General features: G+C 69.1%; 13 protein-coding genes. 4 read left to right on the top strand and 9 right to left on the bottom strand.

Translation table 11 applies throughout. The features are described 5' to 3' along the window. Nucleotides 1-24 precede the first annotated feature (24 nt). The 3 genes from prcB to dop all read right to left on the bottom strand — a co-directional run bounded on the left by prcB (nucleotide 25) and on the right by dop (nucleotide 2,733). Complete coding sequence (gene prcB, locus SD37_RS19610; protein ID WP_037319664.1) at nucleotides 25-861, bottom strand: proteasome subunit beta; 837 nt, start codon at nucleotides 859-861, stop codon at nucleotides 25-27. Nucleotides 862-938: 77 nt separating this feature from the next. Beyond that, nucleotides 939-1,133 carry a ubiquitin-like protein Pup gene (locus tag SD37_RS19605; RefSeq protein WP_037319666.1) on the bottom strand — a complete coding sequence of 65 codons (195 nt, stop codon included), beginning with the start codon at nucleotides 1,131-1,133 and terminating at the stop codon, nucleotides 939-941. 97 nt (nucleotides 1,134-1,230) lie between these two features. Next, a complete protein-coding gene (dop, locus tag SD37_RS19600; protein WP_044853257.1) occupies nucleotides 1,231-2,733 on the bottom strand; it encodes a depupylase/deamidase Dop in 1,503 nt (500 codons plus the stop codon). Between the two features lie 43 nt (nucleotides 2,734-2,776). Here dop and SD37_RS19595 point away from each other — a divergent pair, with 43 nt between their 5' ends. After that, nucleotides 2,777-3,328: an NUDIX domain-containing protein gene (locus tag SD37_RS19595; RefSeq protein WP_044853256.1), complete on the top strand. Its 552-nt coding sequence runs from the start codon at nucleotides 2,777-2,779 to the stop codon at nucleotides 3,326-3,328. Here SD37_RS19595 and SD37_RS19590 read toward each other — a convergent pair. The 3 genes from SD37_RS19590 to SD37_RS19580 are packed head-to-tail and all read right to left on the bottom strand — an operon-like array spanning nucleotide 3,290 to nucleotide 5,244. Further along, nucleotides 3,290-3,895: a hypothetical protein gene (locus SD37_RS19590; RefSeq protein ID WP_044853255.1), complete on the bottom strand. Its 606-nt coding sequence runs from the start codon at nucleotides 3,893-3,895 to the stop codon at nucleotides 3,290-3,292. The two genes, SD37_RS19595 and SD37_RS19590, sit on opposite strands and share 39 nt — an antisense overlap. Before the next feature lie 54 nt (nucleotides 3,896-3,949). Next, nucleotides 3,950-4,903, bottom strand: a complete 954-nt coding sequence (locus tag SD37_RS19585) for an aldo/keto reductase (RefSeq protein ID WP_083255016.1) — start codon at nucleotides 4,901-4,903, stop codon at nucleotides 3,950-3,952. Then, nucleotides 4,900-5,244 (bottom strand): hypothetical protein, encoded by a 345-nt coding sequence (locus SD37_RS19580; RefSeq protein ID WP_037319678.1) that lies wholly within the window; start codon nucleotides 5,242-5,244, stop codon nucleotides 4,900-4,902. The genes SD37_RS19585 and SD37_RS19580 overlap by 4 nt, the downstream gene beginning before the upstream one ends. Before the next feature lie 142 nt (nucleotides 5,245-5,386). On the opposite strand from SD37_RS19580, the gene SD37_RS19575 reads away from it, so the two are divergent. After that, complete coding sequence (locus tag SD37_RS19575; protein ID WP_044853253.1) at nucleotides 5,387-6,298, top strand: DMT family transporter; 912 nt, start codon at nucleotides 5,387-5,389, stop codon at nucleotides 6,296-6,298. Nucleotides 6,299-6,354: 56 nt separating this feature from the next. Here the strand turns inward: SD37_RS19575 and arc are convergent, their stop codons facing one another. Further along, on the bottom strand, nucleotides 6,355-8,157 hold the full coding sequence (gene arc, locus SD37_RS19570; protein WP_037319683.1) for a proteasome ATPase: 1,803 nt from the start codon (nucleotides 8,155-8,157) through the stop codon (nucleotides 6,355-6,357). A 363-nt stretch (nucleotides 8,158-8,520) separates the two neighbouring features. Between arc and SD37_RS19565 the strand changes: the two genes are divergently transcribed. Next, nucleotides 8,521-9,360: a hypothetical protein gene (locus SD37_RS19565; protein ID WP_065912891.1), complete on the top strand. Its 840-nt coding sequence runs from the start codon at nucleotides 8,521-8,523 to the stop codon at nucleotides 9,358-9,360. A gap of 10 nt (nucleotides 9,361-9,370) precedes the next feature. Continuing rightward, nucleotides 9,371-9,820, top strand: coding sequence for an MTB12 C-terminal domain-containing protein (locus tag SD37_RS19560; RefSeq protein WP_044853251.1), 450 nt, complete (start codon nucleotides 9,371-9,373; stop codon nucleotides 9,818-9,820). Between the two features lie 90 nt (nucleotides 9,821-9,910). Here SD37_RS19560 and SD37_RS19555 read toward each other — a convergent pair whose 3' ends face one another. Together SD37_RS19555 and SD37_RS19550 are read right to left on the bottom strand one after the other, a co-directional pair. Continuing rightward, nucleotides 9,911-10,735 carry a tRNA (adenine-N1)-methyltransferase gene (locus tag SD37_RS19555; RefSeq protein WP_044853250.1) on the bottom strand — a complete coding sequence of 275 codons (825 nt, stop codon included), beginning with the start codon at nucleotides 10,733-10,735 and terminating at the stop codon, nucleotides 9,911-9,913. Between the two features lie 61 nt (nucleotides 10,736-10,796). After that, nucleotides 10,797-11,948, bottom strand: a complete 1,152-nt coding sequence (locus tag SD37_RS19550; RefSeq protein WP_044853249.1) for a site-2 protease family protein — start codon at nucleotides 11,946-11,948, stop codon at nucleotides 10,797-10,799. Between the last annotated feature and the right edge of the window lie 34 nt (nucleotides 11,949-11,982).

The raw sequence follows: 11,982 nt of genomic DNA, 5'->3' as shown, positions 1-11,982 counted from the left end.
ATCGGCAAGGGACTGGGAAGACGGCTAGCGCCCGCGCTCGGCCCGCGCGGCCACGACGGCCTCGGCCACCGCGGTCGTCTGCTCCACCGGCACGGCGACCGCGCCCTGCTCCGCGGTGACCGTGACGACCGTCGGGAAGATCCGGCGCACCAGATCCGGCCCGCCGGTCGCGCTGTCGTCGTCCGCCGCGTCGTACAGCGCCTCGACCGCCACGCGGATCGCCCCTTCGGCGTCCGAATCGGGGTCGTAAAGCTTCTTCAGCGCGCCCTTCGCGAACAGCGAGCCCGAACCGATGGCGTGATAGCCCGCGCGCTCCTCGTACCGCCCGCCCGTCGGGTCGTACGACACGATCCGGCCGGCGTGCTTCGCGTCCTCCGCGTCGAGGTCGTATCCGACGAACAACGGCAGTACGGCCAGCCCGGCCATCGCCATCTCCAGGTTGGACTTCACCAGCCCGGCGAGCTTGTTCGTCTTACCGTCGAGCGAGAGCGAAACGCCCTCGATCTTCTCGTAGTGCGCCAGTTCGACCGCGTACAGCCGGACCATCTCGATCGCGAGCCCGGCCGAGCCCGCGATGCCCACCGCCGAGTACTCGTCGGTGACGTGCACCTTCTCCATGTCGCGCGAAGCGATCAGGTTGCCCGACGTCGCCCGCCGGTCACCGGCGATCAGCACCCCGCCCGCGAACTTGACCGCGACGATCGTCGTCCCGTGCGGGGCGTCCAGCCCGCCCGCCCCGGCCGCGACCCGCCGTTCCGGGAGCAGCTCGGGCGCCTGCGCCCGAAGGAAGTCCGAGAACGACGAGGTCGCCGACGAGAAGTACGCGGCGGGCAGCGCCGACTTACCCGAGGTGTGTTCCATACGTGCTCAAAGTTCCAATCTGTGTGATCCGCCGGCTCCGCACAGGCGACCCCGGCCCGGGGCCGCCGGAAGACGAACTACTCGCCGCCCTTTTGCACGTACGCGCGGACGAAGTCCTCGGCGTTCTCCTCGAGCACGTCGTCGATCTCGTCGAGGATCGTGTCGACGTCCTCACCGAGCTTCTCGCGCCGCTCCTGGCCCGCCGGACCGCCGTCCTCGAACTCTTCGTCCGAGTCGCCGCCGCCGTGCTTTTCGATCTTTTCCTGAGCCATCTCGCCTCCCGGTGTGGCCGATGTTTCCTAGCCTACCCAGCGGTCCCGACATTCCGTGGGATCCGTGATCGCTTAACCCCGATGAAAGGAAATCCCGCTAGTCCGAACCGGTGAGCGCCTCCACCAGCTCCTCGGCGGTCGCGGAGTCGTCCAGCAACTTCCCCACGTGGGCCTTCGTGCCCCGCAACGGCTCCAACGTCGGGATCCGCACCAGCGATTCCCTGCCGACGTCGAAGATGACCGAATCCCACGACGCCGCGGCGATGGAGTTGGCGTACTTCTCCAGCGTGCGGCCCCGGAAATAGGCCCTGGTGTCCGAAGGCGGCGTCGTGACCGCCTCCAGCACCTCCTCCTCGGTCACCAGGCGCTTCATCGAGCCCCTGGTGACGAGCCTGTTGTACAGGCCCTTGTCCAGCCGGACATCCGAGTACTGCAGGTCGACCAGCCGCAACCGCGGCGCGCCCCAGGCCAGCTGGTCCCGCGCGCGGTAGCCCTCGAGCAACCGCAGCTTCGCCGGCCAGTCCAGCCTGTCCGCGCATTCCTGGGGGTCCCGCGCCAGCGCGTCCAGGATCTCGCCCCAGACCCGCAGGACCTCCTTGGAGGCCTCGTCCGCGCCGGTGCGCTCCAGATTCGCCGACGCGATCTCGTGATAGGCGAACTGCAGGTCCAGCCCGGTGTACTTCCGCCCGTTGGCCAGCGACACCTTCGCCTTCAGCGTGGGGTCGTGGCTGATCTGGTGCACCGCCCGCACCGGCTCGTCCAGCTTCAGGTCGTCGAACCGGATGCCCGACTCGATCAGGTCCAGCACCAGCGCCGTCGTCCCGACCTTGAGATACGTCGAGTACTCGGCCAGGTTCGCGTCACCGATGATGACGTGCAGGCGGCGGTACTTGTCCGCGTCGGCGTGCGGCTCGTCGCGGGTGTTGATGATCCCGCGTTTGAGCGTGGTCTCCAGGCCGACCTCGACCTCGATGTAGTCGGAGCGCTGCGAGAGCTGGAAACCGGCTTCCTCGCTCTGCTGCCCGATACCGACCCGGCCCGAACCGGTCATCACCTGACGGGACGCGAAGAACGGCGTCAGCCCGGCGATCACCGCGGTGAACGGCGTCGACCGCTGCATCAGGTAGTTCTCGTGCGTGCCGTAGCTCGCGCCCTTGCCGTCGACGTTGTTCTTGTACAGCTGCAAACGTGGCTGGCCGGGGACGGTGGCGGCCTTGCGCGCCGCCTCCTCCATGACCCGTTCGCCCGCCTTGTCCCAGATGACCGCGTCGCGCGCGTTCGTCACCTCGGGTGCCGAGTACTCCGGGTGAGCGTGGTCGACGTACAGCCGCGCGCCGTTGGTCAGGATCACGTTGGCCGCGCCCAGGTCCTCGACGTCCGGGTCGTGACCGGGCCCGCTCGGCCCGGTCAGATCGAACCCGCGGGCGTCACGCAAAGGCGATTCGACCTCGTAGTCCCATCGCGCCCGCCTGGCTCGCGGGATGTCGGCCGCGGCCGCGTAGGCCAGCACGACCTGGGTCGAGGTGAGTACCGGGTTCGCCGTCGCGTCGCCCGGCACCGCGATGCCGTACTCGACTTCGGTTCCCATGATCCGCCGCATACCCACCACCCTACGGGGTCGGAGCCGTGCGACGATGCCCCCCATGTCAGGCAGTGACGAACTCGTTGCGCTCTATGACCTCGGCGGAACCGCGGTGGGGGCGGCCGTCCGCTCCCGGGTACGTGCCGAGAACCTGTGGCACGCCGCCGGCGTGGTCTTGGTCCGTTCGAGTGACGGGAACTCCGTCTACGTGCACTTGCGCACGCCCACGAAGGACGTCTATCCCTCCACTTGGGACTGCTGGGCGGGCGGCATCGTCGCGGCGGGCGAGACCCCGGAGGACTGCGCACGCCGTGAACTGGCTGAAGAACTCGGTGTGCACGGAGTGGAACTACAGCCGCTTTTCGTCCACATCACCGACGACGGCACGATCCGGTGCCACAACTTCGCCTTCGAGGCCCGCTGGGACGGCCCCTTCGTGCATCAGCCGTCCGAAGTCGTCGAAGGACGATGGCTGACGCTGGAGGAGTTGCGTTCGTGGCTCGAGGATCCGGAGAGCCGGTTCGTACCGGACGGACGGCTCGGCGCGTTGGAGTGGTTCCGCCGGGAAGACGCCCTAGGCCGAACGGAGGCGCTGCGCGACGATCGGCAGTAACCGCCGCGCGGCGTCGGCCGCGCGCGCCTCGGTCCCGGCGGTCACGCTGAGTGCGGAGACGAGCTTTCCCTTGGCGAGCAGCACCGTGCACGTCGTGCCCGCGCACCAGGCGCGCTGCGCGTCGATGCCGGGCAGCTTCGTCAGCGTGAGCTTCTTGCCCGCGCAGTCCGCCCGGGTGACGACGTCCGAGGCGTCACGGTCGGGGTACTCGGTGACCTGATGCTCCAGCGTCGATCCACTCGGGTACGACCACGCCACCGAACGGCTCGGGCCGCGGGTGAGACCAGTCAGGCAGCCGGACATCGTGCTCTCGCCGGGGACGACCTCTTCCTCGGCGACGTCTTCGTCGGTCAGCAGCGCCGCGGAAACGGCCGCCGGGACCGGGGCCTGGGTCGGGGGCAGCGGCAAGGGCGCGGCCTGCGGTTTCACCGATGGCCGCGTGGGTTCGACCGTGGGCGTCGGCGCCGGGTCGTCGTAATAGGTGTCGAGGTCGTTGGGACGGTCGGCGCATCCCGACAGACCGAACAGCGCGACCGTCGCCACCGCGAGCACCTGCCGATGACGCACCCTCAAGCCTCCCGGTGTCCCGCCCGTTGTTTGCCGCGAGACTAGACCAGCGCCTCACTGCCAGCCGAGGCAGGACCTGTGCCGCCAGTAGGCGGCCGGTTCTTCGGCGAGCGTGGCCAGCTCCGCGAGGTCGTCCGCGGTCAGCTTCGCCTTCGTGGCAACGAGATTCTCCGCGAGCTGCGCCGTGCTCGACGGGCCGATGACCGCCATCGGCCGCCACTCCCGCGCCAGCACCGCCGCGATCGCCACCGCGTCCGGGCCCACCCCGTGCGCCCGGGCGATCCGGTCGAGCGACGGCGGCGGCTCGACCACCAGGCGGCCGTTCGCGACGGTTTCCTTGACCAGCACCCGTTTCCCGGCCGCGTGCGCTTCCGCGAGCGCCGGGCCCGCCGAAGGTTCGAGCAGGTTCCACGTCGACTGCACGGCACTGAAGACCGGTGTTCCGGCCACTTCCAGCTCGAACGCGCGGCGGATAGCGTCGGCCTGCGCCGGTCCGGACGTGGAGAACCCCACCGGGACACCGTCGGCGGCGAGTTCGGCCAGCGCGCCGACGAGCCGCTCGTCGGCGAACAACGGACTGTCCACGGTGAGTGAGTGGACCTGGTAGAGCGACACCGCTTTCCCCAGCAGGGCACCGGTTTCCGCCCACTGTTCGGCGAACCGCGCGGCGGTGTGCTCCTTGACCTCGTGCACTTCCGCGTCGAGCTTCCACTCGCCCACGTAGCGATAGCCCCATTTACTCGACACCGTCACGTCCGGGTGGCCGCGGTCGGCGAGCCAGCCGGCGAGGAACTCCTCCGAAGAACCATACGAACGGGCGACGTCGATCCAGCGGACGCCCGCGCGGTACGCGTCGTCCAGTACGGCGTGGGTCGCCGCGCGCATCGCCTCGAATTCGCGTCCGGGCGGCAGCACGCCGGTCCGGCCGAGATTGATGTACGCGGGCCTGCCGAGCGCGGCCAGTCCGACGGCGATCCGTGCGCCGACAGGGATTTCCGAGTCCGTCACCGGGCTCCTTCGTTCTTGTGGCGGAGGATCGCGAGCCACTGGCTCGAGTTCTGCGCCTGCCGGTGGAGCTTTTCGAGGCGGGCCGCCGGGGCCCGGACGTATCCCTTGCCGAAGACCGGCGCGATCTGGCGGAGACTGGCGCCCTCTTCCCTGGCGGCGAGCAGGGCCCAGTCGGACGCGTCGGCGCAGGCCGCGGAGGCGCGCCGCAACTCCCCCAGCAGTTCGATCAGCTCGGGGGCACTCACTTCCCCGGCCTGGACGGCGGCCGCCGTCGTCTCCAGCCATGCCAGGACATCGGCTTCGGTGATCGGCGCGCGCGGGCGCCCGGAGGTTTCGCTCACGGCCGCTGAGTATAGGTCGTTATACGCTCGGCAATCGGGACCGCCACGCGGAGGGATGGGACACATCGTCCGAAAACCGCTGGAGTACACAGTGGATTCCCGATTCACTGAGCCGGGGATTGAGGACTCAGGAGAAGGACAATTGGGACGTTTCGGTATCGCGATCCGGTTCGCGGCACTCGCGATCGTGTGGGGTGCGAGTTTTCTGTTCATCAAGGTCGGTCTCACCGGCCTGTCGCCCGCTCAAGTGGCGCTCTCCCGCGTCTGTCTCGGCGCGGTGGCGCTGATCGCGATCGCCGCGTGGCGGCGCAAGCCACTCCCCCGTGATCCGGCGCTCTGGGGCCATCTCGCGGTCGTCTCCGTACTGCTGTGCGTCATCCCGTTCCTGCTGTTCTCCTGGGCCGAGCAGTACATCTCCTCCGGGCTCGCCAGCATCTTCAACGCGACGACCCCGCTGATCACCATGCTCATCGCCGCGGCGGCGCTGCCCTCCGAGCGGTTCACGAAGGCCCGCACCGCCGGCCTGATCCTCGGTTTCCTCGGCGTGCTCACGATCGTCGGGGTCTGGCAAGGGATCGACGTCTCCCACGAACTGACGGCGCAGCTGGCGTGCCTCGGCGCGACGACCTGCTACGGGATCTCGTTCGTCTACGTGCGGCGGTTCATCTCCGGCCGGAACCTCGACGCGCCGACCATCGCGCTCGGCCAGGTCTGCTGCGGTGCCGTGGTGATGCTGGTGCTGGCGCCGTTCATCGCGACGGCCCCGGTGCGCCTCGACACGCCGATCGTCCTCAGCATGATCGCGCTCGGCGCGCTGGGCACCGGACTCGCCTACGCCTGGAACGCGTCGATCATCGCGGCGTGGGGCGCGTCGAACGCGTCGGCCGTGACGTACCTCACACCCGTTGTCGGTGTGCTGTTGGGAGTCCTGGTCCTCGACGAACCCTTGGCGTGGAACCAGCCCGTCGGCGCGCTGCTCGTCGTCCTCGGGATCCTGGCCGCGCACGGCAGGCTGAGCCCGCGCAAGAAGGTCGAGGAAGCCGTCGCCGTGTGACACGACGAAGGGGCCCTTCACCGCATGGCCTGCGGTGAAGGGCCCCTTCGTTCGTGCTACAGGTACTGACCGGTGTTCGTGGCGGTGTCTATCGCCCGCCCGGAGTCCTGGTTCTTGCCGGTGACGAGCGTGCGGATGTAGACGATCCGCTCGCCCTTCTTGCCGGAGATCCGGGCCCAGTCGTCGGGGTTGGTGGTGTTGGGCAGGTCCTCGTTCTCCGCGAACTCGTCGACGATCGCGTCCAGCAGGTGCTGCACGCGCAAGCCGGGCTGCTGGGTCTCCAGCACCGACTTGATGGCCGACTTCTTCGCCCGGTCCACGATGTTCTGGATCATCGCGCCCGAGTTGAAGTCACGGAAGTACAGGACCTCCTTGTCCCCGTTGGCGTAGGTGACCTCGAGGAACCGGTTCTCGTCCGTCTCCTCGTACATCCGCTCGACGGTGTGCTGGATCATCGCGTCGAACGTCGCCCGGCGATCGCCGCCGAACTCGGCGAGATCGTCCGCGTGGATCGGCAGGCCGTCGGACAGGTACTTGGAGAAGATGTCCTTCGCGCCTTCGGCGTCCGGACGCTCGATCTTGATCTTGACGTCGAGCCGGCCCGGCCGCAGGATCGCCGGGTCGATCATGTCCTCACGGTTGGAGGCGCCGATGACGATGACGTTCTCCAGGCCCTCGACACCGTCGATCTCCGAGAGCAGCTGCGGGACGATCGTGGTCTCCACATCGGAGGACACGCCCGAACCGCGGGTGCGGAAGATCGAGTCCATCTCGTCGAAGAACACGATCACGGGGGTGCCTTCGGAGGCCTTTTCCCGAGCTCGCTGGAAGATCAGGCGGATATGCCGCTCGGTCTCCCCGACGAACTTGTTCAACAGCTCCGGACCCTTGATGTTCAGGAAGTAGGACTTCCCGTCCGCCTTGTCGCCGCGGGCTTCCGCGACCTTCTTGGCGAGCGAGTTGGCCACCGCCTTGGCGATGAGGGTCTTACCGCAACCAGGAGGACCGTAGAGCAGCACGCCCTTCGGCGGGCGCAGCTGATACTCCTGATAGAGATCCGCGTGCAGGAACGGAAGCTCGACGGCGTCGCGGATCTGCTCGATCTGCCGGGTGAGGCCACCGATGTCCTCGTAGCGGACGTCGGGCACCTCCTCCAGCACGAGATCCTCGACCTCCGCCTTCGGCACGCGCTCGTAGGCGTAACCGGCCTTCGAGTCCACCAGCAGGGAATCGCCCGGCTTGAGGGGCTGTTCGGCCAGCGGGTCGGAGAGCAGGACGACCCGCTCCTCGTCCGCGTGCCCGACCACGAGCGCACGGGGGCTGCCGCCCTCGACGTCCGGGGCCAGCACCTCGCGCAGCGCGCAGACCTCGCCGATCTTCTCGAAGTCGCCGCCTTCGACGACGGTGAGTGCCTCGTTGAGCCGCAACGCCTGTCCGCGCTGCAGCGACGAGACCTCGACCGCGGGTGAGACCGAAACCCGCATCTTGCGGCCCGCGGTGAACACGTCCACCGTGTTGTCCTCGTAAGCGGTCACGAACACGCCGTAACCGCTCGGAGGTTGGGCCAGCCTGTCGACCTCCTCTCGCAACGCGAGCAACTGGCCACGCGCCTCGCGGAGCGTCTCGACCAGTTTCGTGTTGCGTTCCGTGAGTTGGCTCACGCGTTCCGACGCCTCGGCGAGTCGCTGCTCCAGCACTCGGTTCTGACGTGGCGAATCGGTGAGCTTCCGTCGCAGCAGGGCCACTTCCTCCTCGAGGAAGCGAATCTGACGTGCCTGCTCTTCGGACGTGGTTCCAGCTCCGGTCGTTTCTGAAGGGTCGGCCTCCTCGCGCCGACCTCCGGGAAGGTCATGATGCATCGGGCACCTCCTCGGAGTGCTTTTCATTCCACGGTACCGGCGATCACCGACAATAAAAGGCCTTTCCGCATCACAAGATCGGCGCGTCGCGTTCTGGACGACTCCTCTGCACGTACGTCGGCGCCGCGCAAGGGGCCATCCCGGTGCCGGGTCCGACACTCCCATGGTCACAATCCGTCCACCTGGCCTGACCTGCGCCGGAATACCCGGCCCCGTACGGGTGCAAACGGGTTCCGGGTATCAGTTCGGCCCTAATCGAGCGGCGATCCGGCGCGATGGCTAGCATCGGCCCGACGTTCGCCGGGTCGGCGGACCGGCCTGTCGTGTTGAGCATTTTCGCAGAACAGCTAGGGGGCAACAGCCATGACTTCCCCGCCGCAGCAGCCCGGCGGCTACGGGCAGGACCCGTACGGCCAACAGGGCGGGTACCCGCAGAGCGGCCCCCAGCCGCAGCAGGGATACCCCGGGGGTGGCCAGTACGGCCAGCAGCCCGGTCAGTACGGGCAGGACCAGTACGGCCAGCAGGGCGGATACCCGCAGAGCGGGCCCCAGCCCCAGCAGGGATACCCCGGTGCCACGCAGCAGTTCGGGCAGCCGGATCCGTACGGTCAGCAACAGGGCGGCTACAACGCCTACCCGCAGGAGGGCGGCTACGGTGAGCCGCCGAAGAAAAAGAAGACCGGCCTGATCGTCGGCATCGCGATCGGCGCGGTACTCCTGGTCGGCGGTGGTGTCACCGCTCTCGTCATCGCGCTGAACTCGGGCGACGACGACAAGACCGCCGCGCCGCCCGCCAGCTCCAGCAGCGCGGCCCCGACGGGTTCGGCGTCTTCTTCCGCGCCGAAGTCGTCGAGTTCCTCGACCCGGAGCAAGTCCAGCTCGCCCAGTTCCTCGACCCCCAAGGGCTCCGGCCCGGCCCCGCTGGGCAAGTCGACGCCGCAGGAGGTGGCCGACGCCGTCATCGCCGCGTACAACGCCGGGGACGGCAAGACCGTCGCGCAGTCGGCCTGCCGCAGCGTGAACACCAAGGACGAGGTGCCCATCGGCAAGGACATCAAGATGGAGAAGACCGGGGAGATGACGATCAGCGGCGACACCGCGAAGCTCCCCGCGAAGGTCACCCAGGGCACCAAGGTCGACACGGGCAACCTGAACTTCAAGAAGGAGTCCGACCTCTGGTGCTTCACCGGCGGCAAGGGCTGACCCGAAGCCGGTGTCCAGCAGGCTGATCGCCGTTCTCGCCGGCTGCGGCGCGGTCGTGGTGGGTGTCGTGGTGGGGCTGCTGCTGGTGGCCCCGTCCGGCTCCGACCCGGCCGCGCCGGGCACGGCGCCCGCCCCACCGGGACCGGGTTCGTCCCGTCCGGTCCCGGTGGATCCGGACGTGGCCGCGGTCGAGGTGGTCGGCAAGGCGATCGCCGCCGCGATCGTGAACCACGACGCGACGGCGTTCGGCAAACTCACCTGCGTCCAGCAGTCGTCGGCGGATCTGGCCGCGCTGAAGCGGAAATGGGAGGCCGCAGGCAAGGTGAGCGCGACCGTCCCGGATCCGCCGAAGGTCGGTGGCGACTCGGCCACCGTGACCGTGCACGTCGAGGGGGCGGGCGGCCAGAAGGACACGCCTTTCCCGCTGAAGAAGCGGGACGGGAAGTGGTGCGTGCCGTGATCTCCCGGTCCGGAGTGTCATAAGGGGTCCCCATGAGACGAATTTCGTCTCATGGGGACCCCTTATGACATCCCTGGACCCGAGTCCGGGTCAGCCCTTGCCGGAGCGCCGGTGGACTCGCGGCGAGACGGTTCCGTCGGCGAGACGTCGCGCCGTCAGCAGGAACGCGGTGTGCGCGACCATCCGGTGATCCGGCCGGACCGCGAGACTCACCACGTGCCAGGGCCGCATGAGCGTCTCCCACGACTCCGGCTCGGTCCAGCACTGCTGTTCCCGCAGGGCTTCCGTGATCCGCGAAAGTTGTGTGACCGTCGCCACATAGACCGTGAGCACGCCGCCGGGCACCAGATGCGCGGCGACCGTCTCCAGCTGGTCCCAGGGCGCCAGCATGTCGAGTACCACCCGGTCGACCTCGCCGGTGTGGGTCGAAAGGTCCGCGACCGTCAGCGACCAGTTGTCCGGTTTGCGGCCGAAGAACTTTTCCACGTTCCGTTCGGCGTGCTCGGCGTGGTCGTCCCGGATCTCGTAGGACTGCACGGTCCCCTCCGAGCCGACCGCCCGCAGCAGCGAACAGGTCAGCGCCCCGGAACCGGCGCCCGCCTCGAGTACCCGCGCGCCGGGGTAGATGTCGCCCCACATCACGATCTGCGCGGCGTCCTTCGGATAGATCACCTGCGCGCCGCGCGGCATCGACAGCACGTAGTCCGGCAGCAGCGGGCGCAGCGCCAGATAGTGGCTGCCACCGGCCGAAGTCACGACCGAACCCTCCTGCGCGCCGATCACGTCGTCGTGCGCCAGTGCGCCACGATGAGTGTGATACTGCTGTCCCTCGGCGAGGACCATGGTGTAGTGCCGCCCCTTGGAGTCGGTCAGCTGAACCCGGTCACCAACACGAAACGGCCCACGGACCGACACTGAACCTCCATAGCCGCAAACACTTGATCGACGATCGATCCTCGCAGGTGGCCGTACCGCGCTACGCCGGGGGTCGGCTCCGGGACATCGCGGCGCGCAGGTCCTCGCGCCGGAGCACCCCGGCGGGCCTGCCTTCGTCGTCCACGACGAGGAACTGCCACGCGGCGGTTTCCCGGACGCGCTCGGCGATCTCCTCCCCCGACTCCGAGGAAAGCAGCACGGTGTCGGCGCGGATCGGCTCCGCGGCCATCTCCGCGGGCGCGTGCGGCGAGGTCCCGGCCAGTTGCGCGGCGGCCGTCTCGTCGAGCAGCCCTGCCGCGACGCCGTCGGCACGCACGAGGACCACCCCACGGCCCGCCGAAGCGGCCAGCGCGTCCGAGACGGGGCTTTCCGCGGGAAGCTGGAGGACGGGCCGGACGAGTTCGCTCAGCCGTACGCCTTCGGGCCAGCCTCGGCGCGCTTCGGCGGCGAGTTCGCTTCGCGCGCCGAGGATCACGAACCACGCCGTCACGACGCAGACGCCGAGCCGGAGCCAGCGGTCCTCGCTGCCGGCCGCCAGGCCCCACAGCGCCCAGACGACCAGTCCGGCCGCGACGAGACCGCCACCGACGACGGCGGCGCGGGTGCCCTTGTCCCGGCGTCCGGTGGCGGCCCAGACCCCGGCGCGGACGAGGCGCCCGCCGTCGAGCGGGAGTCCGGGAAGGAGGTTGAAGATCCCGACGGCGAAGTTCGCGACGGCGCATTCGGCGATGAGCAGCCAGGCGGCGCTCTCGGGCGGGACGGCGAACATGAGCAGCCCGCAGAAACCGCCGAGCAGCAACGAAACCACCGGTCCCGCGGCGGCGACGAGTCCTTCGTGCCTCGGCTGCCGGGGAGTCCTCGCGACCTCGGAGAGGCCACCGAGCAGGAACAGCCGCAGCCGCCGGACCGGGATGCCGAGGCGCAGCGCCACCAGGCAGTGCCCGAGTTCGTGCGCCAGCACGGAAAGTCCCAGCAGGACGGCGAACGCGGCCGCCAGCAGCCACGAGGTCACCGTGGTCGCGCCGGGCAGGAGCCGCCCGACCAGCGGCGTGTAGAGGACGACGATGATCAGCGAGCCGATCCACCACGAAGGGGCGAGCAGCACGGGAATGCCGGAGACGCGGAACAGCAGGAGTCCGCCCTCCGGTGCCACGCCTCGTCGAGGCGGGCCCTGCTCACCCGTCACCGCCATGTGTCAGAGCGTAGATGCCCAGGTGTGGGGTGCC

This window comes from Amycolatopsis orientalis (assembly GCF_000943515.2).
In the GTDB taxonomy this organism is placed as follows: Bacteria; Actinomycetota; Actinomycetes; order Mycobacteriales; family Pseudonocardiaceae; genus Amycolatopsis; species Amycolatopsis orientalis.
This window is presented reverse-complemented; position numbering and strand designations above follow the sequence as displayed.